This window comes from uncultured Dokdonia sp., from assembly GCF_947492815.1.
Classification (GTDB): Bacteria; Bacteroidota; Bacteroidia; order Flavobacteriales; family Flavobacteriaceae; genus Dokdonia.
Genome location: NZ_CANLOB010000009.1, coordinates 88,362 through 113,990 on the forward strand (window position 1 = coordinate 88,362; position 25,629 = coordinate 113,990).

The 25,629-nt window shown below is 34.1% G+C and carries 18 protein-coding genes; 8 read left to right on the forward strand and 10 right to left on the reverse strand.

Annotated elements, in window-relative coordinates:
* Nucleotides 1-10: 10 nt before the first annotated feature.
* Entirely contained in the window at nucleotides 11-796 is a 786-nt protein-coding gene (locus Q1A01_RS10810; protein ID WP_299680213.1) for an enoyl-CoA hydratase-related protein, read from the forward strand.
* Nucleotides 797-839: 43 nt separating this feature from the next.
* The gene (locus Q1A01_RS10815; RefSeq protein ID WP_299680215.1) at nucleotides 840-1,670 is read left to right on the forward strand and encodes a DUF2807 domain-containing protein; all 831 of its coding nucleotides are present in this window, start codon (nucleotides 840-842) and stop codon (nucleotides 1,668-1,670) included.
* Nucleotides 1,671-1,771: 101 nt separating this feature from the next.
* Here the strand turns inward: Q1A01_RS10815 and Q1A01_RS10820 are convergent, their stop codons facing one another.
* Nucleotides 1,772-1,927 carry a hypothetical protein gene (locus Q1A01_RS10820; protein ID WP_299680218.1) on the reverse strand — a complete coding sequence of 52 codons (156 nt, stop codon included), beginning with the start codon at nucleotides 1,925-1,927 and terminating at the stop codon, nucleotides 1,772-1,774.
* Nucleotides 1,928-1,952: 25 nt separating this feature from the next.
* A complete protein-coding gene (locus Q1A01_RS10825; RefSeq protein WP_299680220.1) occupies nucleotides 1,953-3,365 on the reverse strand; it encodes a Gfo/Idh/MocA family oxidoreductase in 1,413 nt (470 codons plus the stop codon).
* Between the two features lie 122 nt (nucleotides 3,366-3,487).
* Here Q1A01_RS10825 and Q1A01_RS10830 point away from each other — a divergent pair, with 122 nt between their 5' ends.
* From Q1A01_RS10830 to Q1A01_RS10850, 5 genes are all read left to right on the forward strand, one after another.
* Complete coding sequence (locus Q1A01_RS10830) at nucleotides 3,488-4,564, forward strand: PA0069 family radical SAM protein (protein WP_299680342.1); 1,077 nt, start codon at nucleotides 3,488-3,490, stop codon at nucleotides 4,562-4,564.
* Nucleotides 4,565-4,618: 54 nt separating this feature from the next.
* Nucleotides 4,619-7,069 carry a TonB-dependent receptor plug domain-containing protein gene (locus tag Q1A01_RS10835; protein WP_299680223.1) on the forward strand — a complete coding sequence of 817 codons (2,451 nt, stop codon included), beginning with the start codon at nucleotides 4,619-4,621 and terminating at the stop codon, nucleotides 7,067-7,069.
* 164 nt (nucleotides 7,070-7,233) lie between these two features.
* Nucleotides 7,234-11,151 (forward strand): carboxypeptidase-like regulatory domain-containing protein, encoded by a 3,918-nt coding sequence (locus Q1A01_RS10840; protein WP_299680225.1) that lies wholly within the window; start codon nucleotides 7,234-7,236, stop codon nucleotides 11,149-11,151.
* Nucleotides 11,152-11,251: 100 nt separating this feature from the next.
* On the forward strand, nucleotides 11,252-14,143 hold the full coding sequence (locus tag Q1A01_RS10845; RefSeq protein ID WP_299680228.1) for a carboxypeptidase-like regulatory domain-containing protein: 2,892 nt from the start codon (nucleotides 11,252-11,254) through the stop codon (nucleotides 14,141-14,143).
* A 355-nt stretch (nucleotides 14,144-14,498) separates the two neighbouring features.
* Complete coding sequence (locus Q1A01_RS10850) at nucleotides 14,499-16,943, forward strand: hypothetical protein (RefSeq protein ID WP_299680230.1); 2,445 nt, start codon at nucleotides 14,499-14,501, stop codon at nucleotides 16,941-16,943.
* A gap of 84 nt (nucleotides 16,944-17,027) precedes the next feature.
* Here the strand turns inward: Q1A01_RS10850 and Q1A01_RS10855 are convergent, their stop codons facing one another.
* The 6 genes from Q1A01_RS10855 to Q1A01_RS10880 all read right to left on the reverse strand — a co-directional run bounded on the left by Q1A01_RS10855 (nucleotide 17,028) and on the right by Q1A01_RS10880 (nucleotide 22,324).
* Entirely contained in the window at nucleotides 17,028-17,681 is a 654-nt protein-coding gene (locus Q1A01_RS10855) for an HD domain-containing protein (protein WP_299680233.1), read from the reverse strand.
* Nucleotides 17,682-17,701: 20 nt separating this feature from the next.
* Complete coding sequence (locus tag Q1A01_RS10860) at nucleotides 17,702-18,526, reverse strand: hypothetical protein (protein ID WP_299680236.1); 825 nt, start codon at nucleotides 18,524-18,526, stop codon at nucleotides 17,702-17,704.
* Nucleotides 18,523-19,275 carry a lysophospholipid acyltransferase family protein gene (locus tag Q1A01_RS10865; protein ID WP_299680238.1) on the reverse strand — a complete coding sequence of 251 codons (753 nt, stop codon included), beginning with the start codon at nucleotides 19,273-19,275 and terminating at the stop codon, nucleotides 18,523-18,525. Before Q1A01_RS10865 ends, Q1A01_RS10860 begins: the two co-directional genes overlap by 4 nt.
* A 98-nt stretch (nucleotides 19,276-19,373) precedes the next feature.
* Nucleotides 19,374-20,993, reverse strand: a complete 1,620-nt coding sequence (locus tag Q1A01_RS10870) for a S8/S53 family peptidase (RefSeq protein ID WP_299680241.1) — start codon at nucleotides 20,991-20,993, stop codon at nucleotides 19,374-19,376.
* 121 nt (nucleotides 20,994-21,114) lie between these two features.
* On the reverse strand, nucleotides 21,115-21,525 hold the full coding sequence (locus tag Q1A01_RS10875) for a BrxA/BrxB family bacilliredoxin (RefSeq protein ID WP_299680243.1): 411 nt from the start codon (nucleotides 21,523-21,525) through the stop codon (nucleotides 21,115-21,117).
* A gap of 85 nt (nucleotides 21,526-21,610) precedes the next feature.
* A complete protein-coding gene (locus Q1A01_RS10880; RefSeq protein ID WP_299680246.1) occupies nucleotides 21,611-22,324 on the reverse strand; it encodes a hypothetical protein in 714 nt (237 codons plus the stop codon).
* A gap of 225 nt (nucleotides 22,325-22,549) precedes the next feature.
* On the opposite strand from Q1A01_RS10880, the gene Q1A01_RS10885 reads away from it, so the two are divergent.
* Complete coding sequence (locus Q1A01_RS10885) at nucleotides 22,550-23,311, forward strand: TerB family tellurite resistance protein (protein ID WP_299680249.1); 762 nt, start codon at nucleotides 22,550-22,552, stop codon at nucleotides 23,309-23,311.
* Between the two features lie 66 nt (nucleotides 23,312-23,377).
* Here Q1A01_RS10885 and Q1A01_RS10890 read toward each other — a convergent pair whose 3' ends face one another.
* Nucleotides 23,378-23,935, reverse strand: coding sequence for a hypothetical protein (locus Q1A01_RS10890; protein ID WP_299680252.1), 558 nt, complete (start codon nucleotides 23,933-23,935; stop codon nucleotides 23,378-23,380).
* Nucleotides 23,936-24,422: 487 nt separating this feature from the next.
* The gene (locus tag Q1A01_RS10895; protein ID WP_299680255.1) at nucleotides 24,423-25,601 is read right to left on the reverse strand and encodes a lycopene cyclase family protein; all 1,179 of its coding nucleotides are present in this window, start codon (nucleotides 25,599-25,601) and stop codon (nucleotides 24,423-24,425) included.
* Nucleotides 25,602-25,629: the final 28 nt, after the last annotated feature.

Here is a 25,629-nt window from a genome sequence, read left to right on the forward strand (position 1 = left end):
TAACATACACATGGATTATAATAACATTCTCGTAAGTCAAAATGACAATGGGATCACTACTATAACAATTAATAGACCTTCAAAATTAAACGCCTTAAATACCGAAACTATTGGAGAGTTGCATACCGCTTTCGCGAAAGCAAATGAAGACATCACCGCAAAAGTAATTATCATTACAGGAACTGGAGAAAAAGCCTTTGTTGCAGGAGCTGATATTTCTGAATTTGCCAATTTTTCTGTAGCCGAAGGCGCCGAACTAGCAAGAAAAGGACAAGAAGATTTGTTTGATTTTGTAGAAAAACTACCAACTCCTGTCATTGCAGCCGTAAATGGATTTGCTTTAGGAGGAGGTTTAGAGCTTGCTATGGCAGCTCATTTTAGAATTGCCAGTGATAATGCTCGTATGGGATTACCTGAAGTTTCTCTAGGGGTGATTCCAGGATATGGAGGAACACAACGTTTACCACAGCTTGTAGGGAAAGGACGTGCTATGGAAATGATCATGACAGCAGGAATGATAGATGCCAATACAGCACTAAGTTATGGTCTTGTAAACCATGTAGTCACTCAAGAAGAGTTATTGCCACGCACTCAGAAAATCGCAGGAAAAATCTCTAGAAATTCATCAGTAGCCATTGCTGCAGGTATAAAAGCTATTAATGCTGGATTTATAGATGGAGTAGATGGCTTTAAAGCAGAAATTGATGCTTTTGGTACATGTTTTGGTACAGAAGATTTTAAAGAAGGAACCACCGCTTTTTTAGAAAAACGTAAAGCTAGTTTTCCTGGAAAGTAATATAAGGTTCCGTTTATAATACTAACCTATATACTAGAATATCATGAAAAAACTATGGATGATAGGCTTACTTTTTGTGAGTACTTGTATGCTTGGACAACAATTACCCAAAATTAAAGGCTCAGGGATCATTACCTTAAAAGAAGTTGAAATAGAAACACCATTTAATGCTATTGATATTGATGGAGATTTTGATATAGAGCTAAGTCAAGGAACGACAAATGCATACACTATAGAAACAGATGATAATCTGATAGATGTTATTCAGTTTCGTGTTGAGGATTATACACTTAAAATTTCGGCAACACACCGAATTGTAAAAAAGAAAAGATTTAAGATCACCGTTACTGCGAGTACGATTGCAGAGATTCATTTAAATAATGAAGCTCGTATAAAAGCAAATGGTCTCATAAAAGGAGAAAATTTAGTGATTACAGCTGGGAAATCTTCAAAATTTGATCTTGATGTAGCATACACAGATGCTGTTGATATCGAGATGTTTAGTGATGCAGAGGGTACACTTAAAACAAAAGCTATATCTAGCAAGATAATTCTAGAAGCAAGAGCTGATTTAAAGATGTATGCTCTTGTTGATACATTAATAGTTCAAGTAAGTGATACATCAAAACTAATACTAGACGGAACCATAGAAGCGACAAACTTTACTGTAACTGGAAATGGAAAACTGAATGCTAAAGAAGCAGTAGTAACAACCTCAGAAATTAATCTTTCAGAGGATTCAGATGCATATATTCAAGTAAAAGAATCCATTACCTTATATGCACAAGACAGTGCTGTTTTACAGCTTTATGGAGAGCCTACTATAACGGTAACAGGACTAAAGAATAAGGCTAAGATTTTGAAAAAGGAGTAATTTTACTTGATTAGATATACTACTGTTTCTAAAAATCTATACTGCATAAAGAGAAGTAAAATCAAATTACGTACTTAATTATTAACCTATTAGAGTTTTTCTTAACCTCCTAGTTGTTGGGCTGCCAAAACAGGGTTTTGGTTTATTCCACCTGTTCCTATGCCCATATTTGAATTATTTCCTCCTATTAATTTTAATTGACTAACATTAGGTAGTTTGTGATTCCTAAGTTCTGAAATTTTTTTCTTGTTTTTCATCGTCGTTTTTTTAGAAATTAAAAAGCTATAGTTCCCATCCTTCTCGATAGGCACGTTTCACCCATGCATTTGCAGCTTCGTAGTTAGTTACACGCATATTTGCACCATCCCATTTTATAGTACGACGTCCAGGATATTCATATGGATCCCAGTCACCCACTTTTTTCCCATCTTTTAATGTTTTGTATTGAAATGCTTTAATAGCAAGGTTCCCCATCAATACGGCTTCTGTAAGAGGTCCTCCATAAGAAAAAGGAGAAGAGGTAGGTTTATTATTTAAACAAGCTTCAATCCACTCCCCTGCATGTGATGTTTTTACACGAGCAATGGTTTCTGCGGGACGTTTAAAATCTTTCATACGTTCGCTAGGTAGTAATCTAGGATTACGAGAATACGTATCAGTAATCATAATCCCATCAGTACCATAAAAGATACTACCACCGCCACCATCTCCAGGCTTTTCACCATCTTTTAATTCAGATGGAAGATCGGGCATGATACCACCATCATACCAATTTAAAGAAACATCTCCTTGTGTAGGAGAATCAAACTTTAAACGTACAATAGAACTCGGCGGACACGCTTCGGCATAATCTGCTTCTACAAAATCGCCAGACCAAATGGTTGTGCAACTGGCTTCTGCTTCATATGGGAAACCTAGGTCTAATGTCTTAAAAGGAGTTTCCATAATATGACATCCCATATCTCCCATAGCCCCGGTTCCAAAATCCCAGAAACCTCTCCATTTAAAAGGAAGGTAATTCTCATTGTAAGGACGAGTTGCAGCAGGCCCTAACCATAAATCCCAATCCAAATGATCTGGTATGGTTTGTCCTTCAGTAATGTGCTTAAACCCTTGTGGCCATACCGGACGATTGGTCCAACAGTCTACACGATGTACTTTTCCAATCACTCCAGCATTGATCCATTCTTGAGCGATACGAATGCCATCTCCAGAAGCGCCTTGATTTCCCATTTGTGTAACAATACCTTGCTTGGCAGCAGTTTCTGCCATGAGACGAGCTTCATAAATATTATGAGTAAGTGGTTTTTCTACATATGCATGCTTTTTTTCACGCATAAATGGAAGCGCAATGGTTGCATGTGTATGATCTGGTGTTCCCACCATAATCGCATCTATATCATTGAGATGATTATCGTATATTTTTCTAAAATCTCGATATTGCTTTGCTTTGGGATGTAATTCGTAACTGCCAGCTCCCATGGTATCATCTACATCACATAACGCAACAAATTTCACCTTTCCATGATTGGTAAGATCTCTTACCACACCGCCGCCTCTTCCTCCTACACCTACAGCTGCTATATATAGTGTATCACTCGGTGGGATATGGTTTCCGCCTAAGACAAAACTAGGTACAATAGAAAAAGCTGCACTCGCAGCAGCAGATTTTTTAATAAAGGAACGACGTTTCATGATGTGAGATTTTTTTTAAAGTTAATTAATTCTTTTAAATTGTTTTATGTTTGGAATATTTCCATATTTTTGTATTAAATCCAATTTTAGAAAGAAGGCTTCTGTTTTCGCGAAAGCATATTATGAAAGAATCTATAAAAGGACGTGGTGCTCAAATACAGGTATCGAATCGCTTTTTTGAACATAGTGAAGAGATGCGTGATGATTTTTTAGAATTTTGCTTTCGCGAAAACGAACTTCCAAGTAATCCTAAAACGGAATATATACATACGTTCCCAAAAACGATTGTAAACAAAGTAACCAGTCCAGATGTAGGTATGGGATATTCTTTAAATCCTTATCAGGGGTGTGAGCATGGATGCATTTATTGCTACGCACGAAATAGTCATGAATATTGGGGTTATGGCGCTGGACTGGACTTTGAACAAAAAATTTTAATAAAGAAAAATGCACCAGCATTACTAGAAAAAAAACTACAAAGCCCTTCTTGGGAAGCGTCTACCATTGTATTGTCAGGAAATACAGATTGTTATCAGCCTATAGAAAAGAAATTAAAGATCACTAGACAATTATTAGCGTTGTTTTTAAAGTATAAACATCCTGTTGGAATTATTACTAAAAATGTTTTAGTAGAACGAGATATAGATATCTTAAAAGAACTTGCTAAAGACAATTTGTGTAGAGTTATTTTTTCGGTCACTACGCTATCTGAAGATACAAGAAGGCTTATGGAGCCACGTACAGCAACTGTTAAAAGAAGATTACAAGCTATAGAGCGATTAAGCAAAGCAGGAATTCCTGTGATGGTTATGGCTGGACCTATGATCCCTGGTATTAATACGCATGAGATTTTACCATTATTAAAAACGATTTCAAACAAAGGAGCTCTTAAAGTAGGATATACTATTGTACGATTGAATGGGGCTATTGGTAGCATTTTTGAAGATTGGATTCGCAGGGTGCTACCTGATAAGGCAGATAAGGTATTGAATCAAATAGCAGATTGCCATGGGGGACAATTGAATGATTCTCGCTTTGGAAAACGTATGAAAGGAGAAGGGCATTATGCAACGCAAATTCATAGACAATTTGAAATAGGAAGAAATCGATATTTTAAAGGGAAAGAACTCCCTCCCTTAAATACAACCCTATTTATAAGAACAAACAAGGGGCAATTAGGTCTTTTTAACAATCTTTAAGATGCTTTTTTTATGTGTTTTGCCATATTTGCAACGTTAATGTACTTTTGAAGGATGAAAAAGAAATACAACATCTTAGTTTTTGGACTTATTGTTATGGCGTTTTTACAAACACTTTCAGCACAGACAGTCTTTAGAGGTAAGATTTTAGACGAAGAAACAAAAGCTCCTATTGGAGATGTGAAAATTGGAATTACAGATCAAGGAATAGGCGTTGTTACAAGCTCAAATGGTCTTTTTAATTACCGAAGATATCACCAAACTATTGGCAATGCTTCTCGACTTAGAATCAGTGCGCCCGGATACGAAACTATAGAGTTAAGAGGTGATAACATACGTGGCCTTTTTAATAAATCTAGTAAAATTTATCTCACTAAAACGGGAGATACTCCGGTAAAAAAAATATTCAGTGATCAAAAAAATGTAAAAATATTTTGGGATGCATCTCTATCTTCAAGTCGCAGAGATTTTAGAAAAGAATGGGGGTTCATAGAAGCTTACTTTGAAGAACTAGGAGAAGTAAATGTGACATTTGTTGTATTTAATGAAGAGGTTTTATCTACAAAAAGGCATACCATACATAAAGATATATCTGCCCTTAAAAAAGAAGTTGAAGGACTAGTGTATCAGGGTACAACGTCATATGATATTCTTACAACAACAGGAAATACTGATGCAGCACTTTTATTTTCTGAAGGAGAAGCTGTACTTGGTCAATGGTTAGGTGATAGAGATATTCCTTTTTATGCTATAAGTAGTCTTTCTAGAGCAAATCATGACTATTTGCGTTCACTAGCTCGTTTTACATCTGGGAGTTATGTAAATCTTTCAGAAGCTTCTATTGCAGAGAGTATAGATCAAATAAAAAGAGGAGTTCCTTTTAAGGATAAGAAGGTGCTTATATCATCAACATTTAATGGTGTTGTTAAAACATCTATAGGTCCGATTCAAGGTGCTAGTATTACCATAAAAGGAGATCTAGAAGAATTTTTATCAAAATCTGATGGAAGTTTTACAGTTCCTGCTGAGGTAGGTGATGTATTACAAATACGATATTTAGGAATGCATCCAAAAGAAATGCTCGTAGAAAATGGCGAGACACTTATCGTTGAGATGAAACCTATAGATGAGCTACTTAAAGAGGTGGTTATTACTGGGAAAAGAGCAAAGAGTAAAGAGACTTCCGATACAGGGTTTGGAGAAAAAAGTAGAGATCAAATAGGGGTATCTGTAAATACAATTACTGAAGATCAAATAAGTCCTAATGCACAATACATAGCTGATGTGATAAGAGGGCGTTTTGCTGGCGTTAAGATTACAGGTTTTGGTAGTCAAGCTTCATTTACTATCAGAGGAGATAATAGTTCTAAACCTGCTATTTGGGTTGTTGATGGGGCTATATATGAACAAACCCCCGATTTTTTAAATCCTCAGAATATTTCGTCTATTTCTATTTTAAAATCTATAATAGCTGCTAGCCGTTATGGCTCTATTGCTTCTGGAGGGGCTTTTATTGTAAAAACAAAAGCATTTAATTTAAGAGGAGATGATGGAGAAATAGTAGACACAGCATTAGTAAAAGGAAATGACTATACAGAGCAAGTATCTCAACTTAATTTAGAAGCTTTAAAGCCTAATTACGTAAAACAAATACAAGATATAGAAGGAGTTGACAACCAATTTGCTATGTATCAAAATCTTTCTAAAGCAAATACAACAAATGCAGCGTTTTTTATAGATATGGCATTGTATTTTGAGCCATTAGATAGAGAAAAAGCAAAATCTATTAGATCAAGACTTGTTGAAGTTGCTCAAAAAAACCCTAAAGTATTACGTGTAGCAGCTTATTTGTATGAAAGTGCAAGAGAATATGATAACGCTTTAAAGTTATATGAGCGTATTGTAAGTATTGTTCCTCAGGAAGCACAATCTTATCGTGACTTAGCAAAAGCTTACGAAGAAACTGGCACATATGATAAAGCGCTTGAATTATATATTAATATGCTAGGAGAGCAAATCTTAGGAGTTGATTTTTCAGGATTGGACAAACCTTTGAGGCATGAATTATTACATTTAGTTTCTCTACATAAGGATAAAATTAATACAGAAAGACTTCCAGAAGACTGGTTGCTTGATAGTTATAGTTTGGACTTGCGCATGGTTTTGGAATGGTCAGATAGAGAAGCTCCGTTCGAGTTTCAGTTTGTCAATCCGAACAAAAAATACTTCAAATGGAATCACACTCTCTTTGACAATAAAGAACGTTTAGAATCTGAGGTGAAGTTAGGTTATCAAACAGAAGAATTTGTTATAGATGATGCACCTCATGGATTATGGATTGTTAATATTGAATATTTAGGAGAAGAGACTTTCACAACAGTACCACCTTATCTTAAATACACTATTTATAGAGATTATGGGACTTCTCGTGAGCGAAAAGATGTAAAGGTCATAAAGCTTACCTCTGATATCGGAAAAGCACAGCTCGACGAATTCTTACTGTAATAATATACGTTATTTCAACATTTTAAAATTCGTGAATAGCCTTATATTTCGCAAGTAAGGATTTATCGGTATGTACTAGAAGTAGTATTTTATAATTTATATTTAGTAAGTGATTAACTTTTGTGTACACATTTATTTGGTACATAACTAACTAACTATTACTTATGAAAGTATATTACACTTCTCTATTTATAATTCTCACTTTACTATGCAGTACTATTACTATTGCACAAACAGTATTTCGAGGTACAGTAATCGATTCAGAGACTAAGCAACCTATTTCTCAAGCTCGAGTAGGGATTAATAATCAAGGTATCGGTGAAATCACAGATGCTAAAGGGTTTTTCAATTACAGAAAGTATCATGAGATTTTAAGCTCAGACAGCAAATTAGTTGTTGGTGCTAGTGGTTATGAATCTTTAGAACTAGATGCAGAAAAAGTACGCACGCTGTTTAATAGATCTAGTAAAATAGAATTAGAACCATCTTCTAAGAAACAAAGAGTAACTAAAGTGAGTGATCTCACTGTTTTTTGGGATGTTTCAGAAGATATGAAAGGTAGAGATGTGGCTGCGGAGATTTCTTATGTTCAGCAGTATGTTTCGGCGTATAAAGAATTGCAGTTGCGATTAGTGGTATTTGACTATAAGGTTCGTAGCGAGGAGTTGATGACTATTCGTGATGGGGACATTTCTCGCTTTCGCGAAAGCGTAAACGCCTTGATCTACAATGGTCCTTCTAATTATGATATTTTAGATATAGCAGGAGCAGATGCTGTGATTTTGAGTTCTAATGGAACGCCTAATTATGGAACTTTTCAGGTATCACAAGAAGTTCCTGTGTATGTAATTTCGAGTCAATCAGTAGCTGTTGAGTTGGATTATGTACGTTCTTTAGCAACCTATACACAAGGTGATTATAGTTTATTACAAGTATCTGGGAGTACTGTTTCAGATAATAAGGTTGTGACACCTAAAGTTACGGGACCTACCATAAAAGGAAAAGTAACGAGTCTTGGCAAACCATTACAAGAAGTCTCTGTGGTTAAGAAAGGAGATTTTACGGAATATCTTACAAAAGCCGACGGAAGTTTTGAGATACCAGCGAGTGATGGCGATGTATTACAGTTTCGTTATTTAGGAATGTTCCCAAAAGATGTATTAGTGTCTGATCAAAAGGCTATTAATGTTGAACTATTGCCAGAAAATAATGTGCTGGATGAAGTAGTCATCACAAAAAAAATTGAAAAAATTATTGTTGGTGATAAAGAAATTAGAGGAAGAAGAATATCCGATATTCCAGGTGGAGTAACAGGAGCTCTTGACCGTTATATAACAGCAGATGATATTACACCCAATGCAAAAACATTAGAGTATGTTCTTAGGGATAATTTTAAAAGAGTACGTATTGTATATACCCCAGCTGGAGTGCGATTACTTATAAAAAATCAATATCCAAAATTTTATATCAATGGAGGACTAATTCGTAATATAGATGAGGCTTTAGCTATAGTGGATAAAGACATAGAATCTGTTATTATAAAAGATACTCCTAATATGACAAGTCGTTATGGACCCATAATAGAAGGTTTTGCAGTAATAATTACAACAAAAACAGCAGATTTATCTAAAAAGAAAAGAGCAAATGCTGGTTTAGTCAATGGAAATAATTATACGGAAGAAGTACAGGGGATCTCTGGAGGTGTTATCACTGGGAAAGCTCAAATTATAGGAAAAGTAACAAGCCTTGGAAAACCTATTCAAGGGGCTACTATTACCAAGATAGGAACATTTGAAGAATATACGTCTACAGCGAATGGTAGTTTCAATGCCTACGCAAATGATGGAGATCAATTCATTGTTTCTTATTTAGGAATGTATCCTAAGTCATTTGAAGTAGAGACTATATCATCATACACCATTGATTTAGTGCCTAAAAACGATGTGCTAGATGAAGTGGTTCTTGAAGGTAAAGGAGAGGAGAAAAATGAAGTCCAGACAGCTTGGGGTAAAGAAAATAGAGATAAGTTAGGGTATGATGTAAAAGAGATTAAAAAGGAAGATATTTCTCTAGGAGCTCCAGATTTAGTAGCAGTGTTAAATCAAAAATTTGCTGGAATTAGAGCTAATGATGAAAGTACATTGACCGTGTTTAATAGTAGAGGAGAATCACAGCCTGACAAAGGCAGAATGTTAATTGTAATAGATGGTGCTATGTATCCGCCTAATGTTGAAAGGCCATTTATCAGTCCAGATCGTGTAGAAAGTATTTCAATTATAAAATCATTAGCTGGCGCAAATCGATATGGTCTTTTTGGAAGAAATGGCGTTGTAGAAATTACAACAAATATTAGTTCAGCAAATGCTACAGTAGCAGAAACCCCTTCCGCATTGGTAGAGGGTAATGATTATGAGGAGGAAGTACAATCCTTATCAGATCCATTGTTGGGTAGTTCTTCAAAGGTATTAGTACGTGGTGTTGTGAGATCACCTAAAGGCTTTTTAGAAGATGTGACGATTACCCGTAAAGGAAGCTTTGATGAAGTTTATACAGATAGTAAAGGCACTTTTACCATAAAAGCTTCTATAGATGATGTATTGGTTATTAGTAAAGTTGGAATGTTTACCAAAGAGGTATTAATCGAGTCTCAAAATATAGGAATTATTGAACTAACACCTAAAAATGATGAGCTAGATGAAATTGTTGTTTCTGGAGGTAAACGTGTAGATAATACGATAGAGAGTAACGACGGTAGACGTATAAACAAGGATAAATTAGGTTATGCAGCCTCTGAGATTGATGAAAATGATTTTTCAGCAGGAGCTACGACACTTCAACAACTTATTACGGGTAAAGTATCAGGAGTATCTGTAGAAGGAGGTCATTTCAGTGGTAGTGAAGTTGTTTATAAGATCCGTGGAGGGACGCAGTCTATTTCTACAGAGATTCCTCCTATATGGATTGTGAATGGCACACCTTATCAAGACCCTCCTAACTTTTTAGATGTACAGCAAATAAAGAGTATCACGGTATTAAAATCAGTATCTGCTACGTCTCGTTATGGTACTTTGGCAGCGGGCGGTGCTTTTTTAATCAAGACCAAGGAAGTTAGTTTTGAAAACAAAGCTAAGGAGGCAGCACAGTCTGCTTTGGTGAGTGGAAATGAATATACAGAATCCTCTACTCGTACATTAGATACTTCTACTTTACCAGAATACATAGTACGCTTACGCGAAATTCCAAACATAGAGGAACAATTTGAGACGTATCAGCGTATTTCAAGGACGCAGGAATCTCCTTTAGAATTTTATGTAGATGTGGCACAGTATTTTGATGGTATCAATTCTAATATGGCCGATCAGGTAAGAGCTGATCTAGCATATATCTCAAGAAACAATACCAAGGCATTACGCACTTTGTGTTATATCTATGAAGCTGCTGGAGATTATAAAAAAGCGGCCTTGATTTATGAGCGTATTTTAAAGATAGTCCCATCAGAGGCACAATCGTATCGCGATCTAGCATTAGCCTACCAAGAGATTGGGAGGTATAATGAGGCATTAGAGTTATACTACAATATGCTAGGAGAGCAAATTAAGGGTGTTGACTTTAGGGGTTTAGAGAAGACACTACGTAATGAGTTGAGTCATTTATTGGCATTGCATAAAGATCAGGTAGACTATGATCGTTTTCCAAACGAGTGGTTACGTACGGATTTTGATATAGACATTCGTATGGTGATCGATTGGTCAGATCGATCGGTACCCTTTGAGTTTCAGTTTGTAAATCCGGAGAAGAAGTTTTTCAAATGGACCCATGCATTAGAGGAGAACAGAGAACGTCTAGAGGCGGAACAGGCACAGGGCTATCAGACGGAAGAATTTATCATTGATGATGCACCAAGTGGCGAGTGGTTGATTAATATCCAGTATTTAGGAGATGAGGGAGATTATGTATTGCCACCATTTTTAAAGTACACGGTATACAGAAACTATGGGACACCACAGGAGACCAAGGAAATCAAGGTGGTAAAACTCTTTAAACAATCAGATAAAGTAACCCTTGGAAAGGTAATGTTATAGTTGTATACGCTTTCGCGAAAGCGGACTTATGATGATGAAAAAGATATTTCTATTATGTGCTGTCTTTCTTATAGCTTTTACAAGTGTAAGGGCTCAGTCTATGCTGAGTTCGCAAGTCATAGATGGTACTACAGGCAAACCTATTCCTTATGTAAATGTAGGTGTCCTAAAACGAGGAATAGGGACTGTTACTGATGAGAATGGCTTTTTTGAATTTAAATTACCTAAACGATTATCTCCTCAAGATATTTTACAAATATCTATCATCGGTTATACAACTAAAACCTATACAGTAAAAGAACTGAGAGATACATCTAAAGATTTTTCTAGGATTAAACTCTATTCAGAACCTATAGGATTAGAAGAGGTTTTTGTAGAAAAATTAGTAGAAGAAGAAAAAACCATTGGGTACACAAATTATACAAATAAGCATTTTGGTTATTGGAAGGACAAACAAGGTTTAGGAGGCGAAATAGCGACAAGAATTCGGATTAAGAAACAGAAAACGAAGTTACTTCATCTTAATTTTAAGCTCATTGAAAATAAAACAGATAGTGTTTTACTTCGGGTAAATATATATGATTACAAAAAGAGATATCCTTCTCAAAACCTAGTAAATTCTCAAATTTATTATACAGTACATAAAGGGGAAAAGAATATTACGATAGATCTTAGTCCTTATAATATTATTGTAGATGATGATGTTGTAGTAAGTGTGGAACTTGTAAAAGTGTATGGGGAACAACATGCCATTGCAATTGCTGGGTCAAATACAAGAGTCATTTCGTTTACAAGGGCTATAAGTCAAGATCGTTGGAAAAGGTATCGAGGAAATGGGATTGCTTTTTCTGTAAGAGTGGGACAATTAAAAAGCAAATTTTTTGATCTAGACAAAGAACGTCAAGCTCCAGAACGGATTACAATATTTTGGGATGCTTCTCGTGATATGATGAAAAGGGATTTTGAAAAGGAATACGCATTACTGTCTGCCTACTTGGAACCGTTAGACCATTCAAAGATAGAGTTGGTTGTGTTTAATAGTAGCGTAAGAGATGTGTTGTATTTTGATTTTAAAAAGGGCGTTTCAAACCTTTCTTTCAAAGAAACATTAGAAGGTGTATTTTATGATGGTATGGCAAATTATGATCATATAGCACATGTGTCTAATTTTGATCCAGATATCGTTTTCTTATTTTCTAATGCGACGTCATATATAGGATCTTTTACAACAGGATATGATGCTCCTGTATTTACTGTAAATTCTTCTGGTCAAGTAAATGAAGATAGACTTCAGTCGTTATCCTTATATACAGAAGGGCATTATATTAATTTAAATAAAACAGCCATAGATAAAGCATTGTTATATATACATTATGACATAGAAGACTTTGAGGTTTATGAGCAGCTTGAAGATAAAAATTATTGGATAAAAGGAAATGTAACTTTAGACAGTATACCGCTTCAAGGAGTTTCTGTACGAATAGCCGCGACCTATATAGAAGAAGTAACTGATACAGATGGAAATTTTAGTATTCATGCAAGTGAAGGAGATGAACTTTTGTTTTCTTATGTTGGAGCGATTACAAAAGTTGTCACCGTAGAGGATACAACTTCGGAACTACTGGTAAAGATGGAACCAGAAGGAGATCTTCTTAGTGAAGTTGAACTTACTGTGAAATCCAAAAAGAAGACTGTCAGATCTACAAAACGAAAACGAGTAGCATATGCTGTAGATGAAATCACCAGTACAGATATAGATGACCATTACAATCGTTTGCAGGATGTATTATTAGATAAAACATTTGTAAGAAGAGAACGAGGGTTTTTTATTTTTCCTAGAGGGTATAGGTCTCCCGGGATGCCTAAAGGATTTCCATCACTTATGATTGATGGGCTTATTTTTCAACAAGGGAGAGCACCTTATGTTGATCCTCAAGATATTTCTAGTATTTCGATTGTTAATCCGCGTATGGCAAGTAATAGATTTGGAAGGATTGCCTCAGGAGGATTAATTGTAATTAGAACTAAAAAATTCCAACAAGGTATTGATGGCGTTCTTGAAGAAGATAAGATAAAGCTACTAAATCAATATACAGACAATTTAGCATTTTATGAATCTTCTTTTTCTAACACACTACTTATAGACTCGTTAGTAAAAGAGACTAATTTTCAAAGCGCATATCAGAATTATAAAGACAATAGTTTACATATTGCTGATATCAATTACTTTATACAAGCGGCAGAAATTATGTCCAAATGGGATCAGGACATTGCGTATGATATTATTTCAAATGTGTTGGTATTAGCTCCCAAAAACCCAAAACTATTAAGAATTGTCGCTGGCTATTTTGAACAATTTCAAAAGTATAAAGAAGCAGCATATATTTATGAAGAAATAGTAAGGATACGACCTTTACAGGCGCAATCTCATCGTGATCTTGCTATGATTTATGAAGTAAATGGAGTTTATGATAAAGCATTAGATCTGTATAAAAAAATGCTTGTAAATGATATCAATGGTATTGATTTTAAAATCATGAAACCACTTCTTACAAATGAGTTAAATAGAATGGTAAGCTTGTATGGAGAAGCACTATTTTCTGAAAACGTATTAAATACTTTTGGTGCTACTAATGGTACTATGGATGGAAGACTTGTGCTTCATTGGTCAGAACCTAAAGCTGCATTTAAAATAAAATTTGTAAGCCCTGATAAACGATTTTTTAATTGGGATAAAACAACGTCACAAAAATTTAAAAATACCACTACAGAAGGTTTATCTATTGAAGAGTTTGTGCTAGATGATGCTTTTAAAGGAGAATGGCTCATTAATCTTGAATATTCGGATCTAGCTAGTAATTATTTAATTCCATTATTTATAAAATATACGTTTTATAAAGATTATGGATCACTGAATGAAACAAAAGAAGTGAAAATGATCCGACTCTTAAGAGAAAACAAAAAAGTGACGCTTAGTAAGGTTGTTTTGTAATAACATAAGTTGATACAATTAATAACGAAATTTCTACAAGCTTAAGAAAACTAAATTTTAAAATCAAGAAAGAGTCTAAGTCCTAATATCTTTTATCACGGCTTATAATTTTATTCAAAAAATTGTAACAAAGGGATAAGATGTAGGACTTATTGTTTGTAAAAATAGATAGGTTAACATTCATTAACACTGATTAACAATATAACTAAGAGTGAGATTCTACTTTTGTGAAAGTTAAGTTGTTAATTAATTCAAAAAGATTGTAATAAGAGTTATAAAAAAAGGTTAAACCATATACACTACATACAATAAGACTATAATTTCGTATTCAAATATAAAAGAGAGCAGCTATTATATGAAAATCAATCAAAAATTAATCATTACATTATTAGTAGTATTATATACTACTTTAGTAGGAGCACAAACTGTTTTTAGGGGATCTGTTGTCAATGCAAAAACCAAAGAACCTATTGTAGAAGCCAAAGTTGGTATAAGCGATCAAGGAGTTGGCGAAATTACAGATACTAAAGGACGTTTTAATTACCGTAGGTACCATGAAATAGTGGGAGACAAAAGTACATTAACTATAAATGCAGAAGGATATGAAGCTATAGCATTAGATGCGAAAGCGATCCGTTCTTTATTTAATAGATCAAGTACTATAGAGTTAGAGCCTTCTAACAAAAAAGTAAAAGACAGAACTATAAAAAAAGTAAAACTCTTTTGGGATGTATCTGAAAATATGCTAGGAAGAGATGTGGATTCTGAATTAGCGTATATTCAGCGCTTTGTAGATGTTTATAAAGATTTAAAAATAACATTTATAGCTTTTGGGTATGAGATCCAAAAAGAAGAGATCATTACTGTAAATAATGGTGATTTGTCAGCATTAAGTACACTTATAAAATCACTAGAATATGGAGGACCGTCTAATTATGGAACTCTAGATACATCAAAAGCAGACGCTATTATATTTTCCTCTAATGGAGATGCAAGTTATGGTACATTAAAAGTACAACAAGATATTCCAGTATATTCATTAGTTAGTATTACACAGAAAGATGGAGGTGCATATATGCAAAGACTTGCTCAATATACTTCTGGAGAGTATGTTCCAACTGGGAAAATAAAAAATACACAACCTTCTTCTTCTCAAAACACAAACACTGTTGCTGTAAAAAATGGAATCACAGGAACTATTACAGATTTGAAAGGTGTTTTAAGTGATGTTGCTATCAATAAAAAAGGAAGTTTTGATGAAGTATATACAAACGCACAAGGAAAGTTTGTAATAGAGGCAAAGGAAGGTGATATTCTAGTAATTAATAGAATAGGATACTTCTCTAAAGAAGTTTTGGTAGAGAGTAAAGATATTGGTGTTGTTGAGATTATCTCAAAAAGTGATGAGTTAAGTGAAATAGTATTAGAAGGAAATAAAAGAGTAGATAATACAATTGAGACTAGTAATGGAAAAGAGAATAGAGATAAATTAGGATATTCAGTGGCACAACTTGATGTAAGCGATTTTGCAGCAGGCGCAACTACCTTACAACAGCTCATTACAGGTAAACTTGCAGGAGTAACTGTAGAAGGAGGTCTCTATAGTGGAAGTGAGGTAGTATATAAAATAAGAGGAGGAACACAATCTCTTAACGTAAATATTCCACCACTTTGGATTGTTAATGGTGCGCTTTATCAAGATGTTCCTAATTTTATAGATGTTCAGCAAATAGTAAGTATTACGGTATTAAAATCTGTAGTAGCAACCTCTCGTTACGGAACACTTGGTGCTGGGGGTGCTTTTATTATAAAAACAAAAGATCAAGTATTTAATAAAGCAAAAAAGAAAAAAGAAAATACAGCACTTGTAAAAGGGAATGATTATACAGAGACAGCAGTACAGGCATTAGAAGATATAACGCCAGAATATATTGCACGTATGCGTAAACTTTCCAGCCCTAATGAACAATTTAAACTGTATAAAAAAATATCTAGAACACAATCATCACCACTAGAGTTTTATGTAGATGTTGCTAAACATTTTGATGGAGTAGATAAAAACCTAGCAAATAAAGTACGAGAAGATTTAGCATATATCTCTAGAAATAACACCAAAGCATTACGAACATTAGCCTATTTATATGAAGTAGGAGGCGATGCAAAAAGAGCAGCACGTATCTATGAACGTATTCTTGAAATCGCACCTTCAGAGGCACAATCTTATCGTGATCTTGCTTTAATCTATCAAGAAAAAGAGGTAGGGAAGTATAATCAAGCCTTAGAACTATATATTAATATGTTGGGAGAACAAATCAAGGGTGTTAATTTTGACGGTTTGGAAAAACCATTACAAAGTGAATTAAAACATTTGGTTGTATTGCATAAAGATAAAATTGACTTTGAAAGATTACCAAATGAGTGGTTAACTACAGATTTTGACCTTGATATTCGTATGGTTATTGAATGGTCTGACCGTACGGTTCCTTTTGAATTTCAGTTTGTAAATCCAGATAAGAAATTTTTTAAATGGCCACATACATTAGAAGATAGTAAAGAAAGATTTGAACAAGAACAAAAACAAGGTTTCCAGACAGAAGAGTTTATTATAGATGACGCCCCAAAAGGTGAGTGGTTAATTAATGTTCAATATTTAGGAGATATTGGAGATTATGTATTACCTCCATTCTTAAAATACACCGTCTATAGGGATTATGGAACCCCAAATGAGACTAAAGAAGTAAAGGTGGTGAAGTTATTTCAGCAATCTGATAAAGTAACTTTAGGAAAGATTCTTCTATAATACGCTTTCGCGAAATCGAACTTTTGAGACCTGCCGGCAGGCAGGTTCACGACCATAGGGAGAGTGAAGCGTTAAAGTGTATACTTAAAGCTTTCCGTCCCACTCAGCATAAAACTGTTTTAAAAACGCCTCCATATATTGGTGGCGTTTTTCTGCAATAGAACGCCCAGTTTTTGTGTTCATTCTATCTTTAAGAAGAAGAAGCTTTTCATAAAAATGATTAATTGTAGGAGCTGTTGAAGCTTTATATTCCTCTGGTGTCATGTCTAACTGAGGTTCAATAGAAGGGTCATATAATTTTCTATTCTTAAATCCACCATAATTAAATGTTCTTGCAATACCAATAGCTCCTAAAGCATCTAGTCTGTCTGCATCTTGTACAACATCTAATTCAGGAGAAGTAAATATTTGCTCTTTGTTTCCGCCTTTAAAAGAGATGTTTTTTATAATCTGGATCACGTGCTCTATAACAACACTGTCTGTATTTTGACTTAATAAAAACTCACTAGCCATTTTAGGTGCTATGGTTTCATCACCATTAAAAAATTTTGAATCTGCAATATCATGAAGTAAAGCCCCTAATGCTACTATAAGATCATCTACAGGTTCACCTTTAGCAATTAGAAGAGCATTTTTATATACACGTTCTATATGAAACCAATCGTGACCTCCTTCTGCATTGGCAAGTGTTCTTTTTACAAACGAAATTGTGTTGTCTATAAGTTGTTGATCTGTCATGTATAATCTTTATATAAATGTTACCATTGCCCTGATTTAATCTTTTCAAAATTGGTAATAAAGGGATAATTAAAATAACCATTTTTAAGTTCTAGCGTAAGTATGTCACCTTCATTTAAAGTATCCCATACATTTTTTTTTAATTCAAGACGTTCTTCTTCTCCTTCAATGAGTATAAAGATATAATAAGCATCCTTTTTTCTAGTATTTGAAGATTTAGATACAATTTCCACATCTTTTTTAATAATAGTATCATTTGCTTTTCTTTCATTTATGTAAGATGCTAATGTTGCAAATAGCATCGCTAGTCCAAGCGAGTATCCAGAAATAATCCCTAAACGACGTCTATTATCATAAAATACACTAGGGCGTATTATCTTAATGATAAAAGCAATTAAAAGCCCAAGTACAAAACCTATTCCCGATGCTCTAAAAAATAATTCTAAGCCTTCTATAGTATTGTCTAATGGAATGATTCTAAAAATCAAAGAGAAAAGACCTAAACCAAATAATCCAACCCCTATATGTTCAAAAATCTTATCACCAAATGTTGGGTTAGGTTCTTTTTTATATTTAGTAGGGAAGTAATGAAAGATAATAGCGTCACTTCTTCTTAAAAGGGATATAACTCCATGTGCCATAATGACAAAACCCGCGAGAGCGACAAACCTAAAGACCGAAGTAGTATAAAGAAAAGGAATGATAATTCCAAGACCTATTGTTATTTGTAGGAGTAATTTGCGAAGGTCGGCAGCAGGGTTATTCGATTCTTCGAATGTATAATAACTATACTTACGACCTTTGGTTTTTTTCTTGCTTTTATTTTTTTTCTTTTTTTTGCTCATTTTCTGCGTTCTCGTACTTCAGGAAAGTCTTGTAAAACTACAGATTCTACTTTAGAAATTAAGGCATCTATAGGCGCACTATCCACAAAGAAAGGCTCATGTATCTTATGATGCATATGTACTCCGATATCCATTGGAAAACCTCCCCATCTATTTAATTTCCATGATTCGTTTATTGTAATAGGAACAATAAGTGCTGTGGGCATTGCTTCAAATAACGTTTTGAGACCGGCTGTAGCAAATCGCATTGGGATTCCGTCACGGCTACGTGTTCCTTCGGCAAATATGACTACAGAACGATGATGTGTATTTAAGTAGGTAGTAAGATCTTTTATGGCTTGCACAGCTTGCACTTTGTCTTTGCGATCTATTAATACAGAACCTCCATATTTTAGATTAAATGAAATGCTTGGAATGCCTTTTCCAAGCTCTTTTTTGCTAATAAATTTAGGATGTAAATGTCGCAAGTACCATATTATTGGCGGTATATCATACGTGCCTTGATGATTAGCCACAATGATACAAGGTTGGTTTAAAGAAATTTTGTGTGGATTTTCAAATCGAAACCGTGTCCCTAATACATTGAGACAACGAAGTAGAAAGAAATTAAGCACATCTACACTTTTTTTATGTGCTTGATAGCCAAAAATATGTAAACAGACCCACTGTATAGGATGGAAAAACACCAATGTAAACCCAAATAAGAGGTAATATAGAATGGTTGCCGGATACGCTATAATTTTTTTCATGAGTATGCTTTAACGCTTTGCTCTCCTTATGATTGTGAATTTCATGAGATTGATTTCGCGAAAGCGTAAAAATATAGAAACCTTTTGTAAAAGGGAAACTAGTTAATAATGACCTTTTTTATATGACGATCATTCTCGGATGAAATCTCTAAAAAATAAATACCCGTTGCATAATTTTTAACATCAATAGTTGTAGTATTTCCTTGAATATTTTTTGATGCTATTTTTTCTCCTAAAGTACTATAAAGACTTATTATAGATGGAGCGTTGTGCGTATTCTGTAATTGTATATTTATATAATCACTAGCAGGATTCGGACTCACAAAAGATAATAACGTCTCTGGATTTTGAAGCCCAAGAATTGCCTGTATTTCATTGATTGCATTTTCCATATTGGGTAAGGGACCTATATGTGCCTCACTTTCTCCTTGTGGGGTTCCTGTTTCTATTAATAAATCTCTTAGTTGAATGCTAGTTAAATACTCTTCTGTAAGGTCATAATAATATCCTTGTAAAACAGCTACACACCCAGAAACAATAGCCGTAGCAGAACTGGTGCCATTAAAATTATCTGTATACCCTTGATTAAAATCATTACCTATTTGAATAACTCCAGATCCAGATGTTGTAAAAACATCAAGCCCCCAACCATGTACATTTACTCTAGATCCATAATTACCTGCAGAGATTATGTCTTGATCTAGGGTAAGGGGGTCATGATTAATGTCAGGGGTTCCAGCACTAACTATTATAGCTCCGCTATCTCCACGATCTATATATTCTTGATAAAAGTCACTATCAAGGTCTTGTGCTCCATTTCCTGCTGCTGCAACAATTATTATTCCTGCCTCTGTAGCTACTTTTGTAAGATCCCAGATAACTTGATCAAACTCTGAAGGAGTAAAGCGATAAATATCTCCATCTTCGATTACTAAACCTTGTATTTCATAAATAATAACATCTCCCATATTTGAATCTTGTATAGCACTTGAAATTGCGAGAGGTTCATCAAAACCATTTTCTAGAGTAACCCGAGGATATACTATATATTGATCTGCTCCAAAAGCAAGACCAGTAGTACCGTAACTTCCATTATCTGAATAGATGACTCCAGCAACCTCAGTTCCGTGATCTTGATCAATTCCGGTATCGGGTAAAGTAACATTGGGTTGGATACTTGTACTCTGATCATTTAATTCCTCATGATTTAAATTTATTCCTTCTTCTATATCCCTTATACTTATTCCTTCTCCAGAGAACCCTAATTCCCAAGCATATCTCATAGACACTCCTGGATTATGTTCTATATATCCCTGAAGGGCTTCAAAAAGAGGGGTTACAGGTGGTATATCTCCCGGTAATACGGCAGGAGTAATTGTTTTTTTATAACAATATACCACACTAGGAAGTTCATTTAAATCAGAAATCAATGCATCAATATTATGTCCAGATGTGGAAGGTTCTATTTTAAAAATATTCTTTATAGAGTGTCCGTTCTTTGATAAACTTTCAATTTTTTTATCAGAAAGTGCAAGAGCTTTTTTTATAGTAAAATCATATTGAGCTTTTAATGTATTGAATTGTGGTAGTGTAGAAAGGTTCTCTAGTTCTTGAAGCTCTAATGCAGCATCAAATTTTATATATATAGCAGTATGATCTTGACCTTGACAAACAATAATACTAGTTATAAAACTAATAGTAAGTAGTATTTTACGCATATAGAGATTAAGTTATAATTCTTAAATAAAGAATGATTTTCAATAAAAGTAAGAAATAACATACGATAAAAAAAAACCGCTCTGTTTTAGAGCGGTTTCTATCATTTTGATAATGTTGTTGTTAACAATGCTCATCAAAAGCATCGATAAGATTTTCTGCGATCATCTCTGCTGGACGTCCTTCAATGTGGTGACGCTCTAACATATGCACAAGCTCTCCATCTTTAAATAATGCCATAGAAGGACTAGAAGGAGGGAATGGAACCATAAAACTACGAGCGAGATCTGTTGCTTCGGCATCTACACCTGCAAAAACAGTATAGATATTATCTGGTTTTTTACCATTGTGTACAGCATGTACTGCTGCTGGGCGTGCATTACGAGCCGCACAACCACAAACAGAATTTACAACCATAAGTGTTGTTCCTTCTTTTTTCATAGCTGCGTGTACGTCGTCTGTTGTATGTAATTCGGTGAAGCCATTATTGGTAAGGTCTTCACGCATCGGTTTTACTAAATCTGCTGGATACATAATCAATTTATTTTGAGTACAAAGGTACAAAAAGTGTACCTGAATTCTTATTGTGTAAATATGTCAGTTAAATGATATGTATAAATTATGAAGTTGTAGCAGTTCCTTTTTTAGAATTGATATATCGTAATACTAAAGTATCTGTGATCCAACCTGATAATTTTCCATTTACATCTTCTACAAATACATCTTTACAGTTTGGTGTTGCATTGATCTTTTCTCTAACTTTTTCTAGAATCTCATTTTCTTTTACCATAACAATTTTGTCTACGATACCTTCAAACTTTTTTATAAAATCTTCCATTTTTTGAGAAGTGTCAACGGGTTTACTCTTGCCAGAAGTTTCTTTTACTGGTTTTGATAAAATAGAGGCATGAATTACATACTTTACATTGCCTTGTGCATTAAGTATAGGTAATCTGGATTTATCTACGTCCATTAAAAAATCAATAATATCCTGGACTGTTTTTGTTTTAATATCTTCCCATTTTTTTAAAACCATTGTTTTTTTGCTAATCATGATTTGATTTACCATCACATCATCTAGTAACTCTGGAGTGAGTTTATCAATGATTTTTTCATATTGTTTACTAGCAGCCTCATAATTTTCCTTTCCAAAATAAAACGCAAGCACAACGCCTACCCAGGTACCTAAAAGAGGTAATATTGAAGAATAAACAAACTGATAATCGTCGGAGTCGGCGCCACTATGGGAAAGAATTTTATAAGTAACGTATATCAAAACAATAGCAGAAATAGCTATAACCATAAGACTTAATCGCTCTCTAAAACTTTTCATAATTGACAAGGTATTAATTAATGTAAATATATAAAAATCAATATTTTAAAATATTTTTAGTTCAATATTGTAAAATTATAAAACACATATGGTATTAAGAATACAGGGTATTGGGTATATTTTGTGTACCCGTAGCGTTTAATGAAACCGTAACAATACAAACAATCTAGCGTCATATATACTAGAACCCTTATTTTTGTGGTTCTTTAGTAATAAGAAATGTAAATGATTAAATATATAGGTGCAGTTCTGGGTTGGTTTCTAGGAAGAGGTTTTTTTGGTGCTGTGATAGGGTATTTTTTGGGAAGCGCAGCAGATAAGTTGTTTTCTTCAAATAAAGAAGGGACACCTCGAAAAACGAGAGGTTTTAAAGATGTCTTTGAGCAAGCTACTAGAGAATCAGTATCTCCAGGTGATTTTGAATTAAACTTACTTTCGTTAGCCTCTATTGTGATTAAGGCAGATGGTACTGTGAGCCAAACAGAATTAGATTATGCACGTCAGTATTTTGTGAGAGCTTATGGAAAGGAACGTGCTAATGCTACCTTTAGAACCTTTAATGATGTGATAAAAAAACGAGAGGTCTCTGCAGCACGTATTTGTCAGTATTTAAATATGCGTACACGCTATGAAGTCCGATTGCAGATTTTACATTTCTTATTCGGAATTGCACAAGCTGATGGAAATGTAAGCGAACCTGAAGTGAATATCATGTCAGAAATTGCAGGTTATTTTAGAATAAATCGCCAAGATTTTGAAAGCATTAAAGCGATGTTTTTTAAAAATGCAGACAGCGCGTATAAGATTTTAGAAATTTCAAAAGATGCGACCAATGATGAGGTGAAAAAAGCCTTTCGTACCATGGCAAAAAAATACCATCCTGACAAACTACAACATATGGATGAAGCCTATCGTAAAGGCGCAGAAGATAAATTCAGAAAAGTACAGGAAGCGTACGAAACCATCCAGAAAGAACGAGGGATGTAATCCCTCTCCCCTATATCAACTCTTTCAAAAGGAAGAAGGGACTTTTTATTTCCTTAAGAGAATGTATTACCTTTCTTCTAAGGAAGGAGTCTGATTATTTTTTATTGTATTCTCTTCATTCATTCTTTTTAAAATCATCTTTATTTGCCCTTGATGATTGATTTCATCGTCAATTACATGCCTGAGATGATAATAGTAATTTCCTATGCTATTACCATTAGAAAGTATGATTTCTTTAAATAACCATTCGTCATTTAATTTTTTTAAATAGGATAATGTGTTTTCTCTAATGGTATTTAATTCTTTCTTGTAGAACGCTACATCATTTCCAAAAACTAATCGTTTATGCATGTTAAATGGCATAACATTACCAAATAATTTGAATTCATCTTCAGTGATACCTCTATTGTAAAAATGATTTAATTGAAACTTAAACTCATGACAAGCAATATGTAATAGTAAAGTACCAATACTATTGCTATATGTATCAAAATTGAAATCTAAATCAATACTTGTTAATTCTTTTGTTTTTAACAAACGATACGTTTCATTTCTGATGTATTCCATTTCAGAAACTAAAATACCTATCTGAAAGTCAAAACCTTGTTTAGAAATTAGATGCATATCCGTTCTATATTTTTAATTCAGATAAGGTATCCTTAGAATATCTTATCTGAATACAATTACTTATTTAATAACTAGCCTAATTTTGGAGGAGTATCCCCTGTCATGTGTTGAGACCAATTACAATCAACGTTTATTGAAGTGTAGGGACAGGAAACACATGTTTCATAAGCAGGCATTGATCTTGCATCACCTCCTATAATAGTTTTACTAGAAAGCGTAGAAATTGTTTCTTTTTTTAAGTTTAAGTTTTTTAAATTCTTTTTTTCATTTTGAATACCTTTAAAAGGTTAATAATTAGGTATTAATCTTTAACATATTAATCATAGTGTATTCATAATGAGTAAGTTTTGACAAACTTTTGCCATAAGCATCTTAAGATTAATGAATCTTCGTAAGATGCGATAGAAATAAAATTATAGATGATACAAAGTGGAGAAGTACTAAGGAAGCAAAAGAGTATCTGGTAGAACTATTACTTGAATGTTTAGTTTTGATTGTTTGAAAAAATAGTACGAAGCGAATTAAAACTTCTACTAAAAACTGCCTTTATAAATTCCTTTTTAGGTAAGCTCCAGATAATCTGTAACTCCTCTTTAAAAGTAGTTTCATCATCTAGAAATCTAAAAATACGATCTGTAGGATTGTTTTTAAACATTTCGCCAAATATAGGAGCGCCCAAATGATTTTTACGGTATAATACATCTACCAACAACAAATCATACCACCAGAAACGTGTGCGTTTTGAAAAGCCACGTAAATCTTTTCCCGTTTTCAGAAAATCAACCAAAGTCGCTGTCTTTTTTAAGGTATGCTTAAAGGTAAACCCTGTACTCGCTTTAGTCCATCCACCGGCACTACCTATATGAATAATTCGTTTTGAGTTATGCTTGTCAAAACGATAGGAAGACATGGGAATATCTCCTTGTTCTTTTGCTTCAATGCTATATTGCAATATGTCTATACTAGTTAAGTATTCCTGAATTGCCGTTTCATATTCAGCATCTTCAAGCAGCTCTTTAGAAAATAACGTGTACTCAAATAATGCTTCTGTAGGTGAGGTAGGTAATACATACATAAAGCGGCAGTTTCCTTTTTGAGGCACTGTAAAATCCATAAATGTAGCAACCTCAGGATTAAAAACAGGTTTTTCTGTCTTGATAAACCATCCAATAAAATGCTGTTTCAAATACTGATGCTGTGATTGTTTTTCTAAGGTAGTAAGCTTTAAAAAACTATTGCATACGCGATCTGCAGTGAGTGTTTGCTGTGTGGTAGTCACCGTTACTTTATCGGTGAGTTCTTCTATATCGGTAACGTGTTCTTGTAAAAATGAAATGTGTGGTTTTGTGGCTAGGTACGCTTTCGCGAAAGCGTAAAAATCTTTCCCTTCAATTTTTTTATACGCATACGGTTGTATCGTAATCTCATCAGAAAACACAGGGCTTTTAAAACCGATTTTTGGCCAATGATGTGAAACTACTTCTTCAAATAGATCTGAGTGTGACTCCCAAAAACACCATGTACGATCATTTTTTTCCTTTGCTGATTGATCAATAATAAGAATGGATTTTGTATCAAAAAACGAGTCTTTCGCCATTCGATAGGCCAATGTAAGTCCAGAAAGACCACCCCCAAGAATGATATAATCATAGTGTGTTTGCACGGAACGAAGTTACGTAAATTCCCTCACC

Excerpts from the sequence above, each read along its gene's own strand:
- Q1A01_RS10855 (WP_299680233.1), bottom strand. The coding sequence starts at position 17,681 with ATGACAGATCAACAACTTATAGACAACACAATTTCGTTTGTAAAAAGA.
- Q1A01_RS10825 (WP_299680220.1), bottom strand. The coding sequence starts at position 3,365 with ATGAAACGTCGTTCCTTTATTAAAAAATCTGCTGCTGCGAGTGCAGCT.
- Q1A01_RS10840 (WP_299680225.1), top strand. The coding sequence starts at position 7,234 with ATGAAAGTATATTACACTTCTCTATTTATAATTCTCACTTTACTATGC.
- Q1A01_RS10880 (WP_299680246.1), bottom strand. The coding sequence starts at position 22,324 with ATGAAAAGTTTTAGAGAGCGATTAAGTCTTATGGTTATAGCTATTTCT.
- Q1A01_RS10860 (WP_299680236.1), bottom strand. The coding sequence starts at position 18,526 with ATGAGCAAAAAAAAGAAAAAAAATAAAAGCAAGAAAAAAACCAAAGGT.
- Q1A01_RS10875 (WP_299680243.1), bottom strand. The coding sequence starts at position 21,525 with ATGTATCCAGCAGATTTAGTAAAACCGATGCGTGAAGACCTTACCAAT.
- Q1A01_RS10870 (WP_299680241.1), bottom strand. The coding sequence starts at position 20,993 with ATGCGTAAAATACTACTTACTATTAGTTTTATAACTAGTATTATTGTT.
- Q1A01_RS10820 (WP_299680218.1), bottom strand. The coding sequence starts at position 1,927 with ATGAAAAACAAGAAAAAAATTTCAGAACTTAGGAATCACAAACTACCT.
- Q1A01_RS10835 (WP_299680223.1), top strand. The coding sequence starts at position 4,619 with ATGAAAAAGAAATACAACATCTTAGTTTTTGGACTTATTGTTATGGCG.
- Q1A01_RS10815 (WP_299680215.1), top strand. The coding sequence starts at position 840 with ATGAAAAAACTATGGATGATAGGCTTACTTTTTGTGAGTACTTGTATG.
- Q1A01_RS10890 (WP_299680252.1), bottom strand. The coding sequence starts at position 23,935 with ATGCATCTAATTTCTAAACAAGGTTTTGACTTTCAGATAGGTATTTTA.
- Q1A01_RS10885 (WP_299680249.1), top strand. The coding sequence starts at position 22,550 with ATGATTAAATATATAGGTGCAGTTCTGGGTTGGTTTCTAGGAAGAGGT.
- Q1A01_RS10810 (WP_299680213.1), top strand. The coding sequence starts at position 11 with ATGGATTATAATAACATTCTCGTAAGTCAAAATGACAATGGGATCACT.
- Q1A01_RS10865 (WP_299680238.1), bottom strand. The coding sequence starts at position 19,275 with ATGAAAAAAATTATAGCGTATCCGGCAACCATTCTATATTACCTCTTA.
- Q1A01_RS10830 (WP_299680342.1), top strand. The coding sequence starts at position 3,488 with ATGAAAGAATCTATAAAAGGACGTGGTGCTCAAATACAGGTATCGAAT.
- Q1A01_RS10845 (WP_299680228.1), top strand. The coding sequence starts at position 11,252 with ATGCTGAGTTCGCAAGTCATAGATGGTACTACAGGCAAACCTATTCCT.
- Q1A01_RS10850 (WP_299680230.1), top strand. The coding sequence starts at position 14,499 with ATGAAAATCAATCAAAAATTAATCATTACATTATTAGTAGTATTATAT.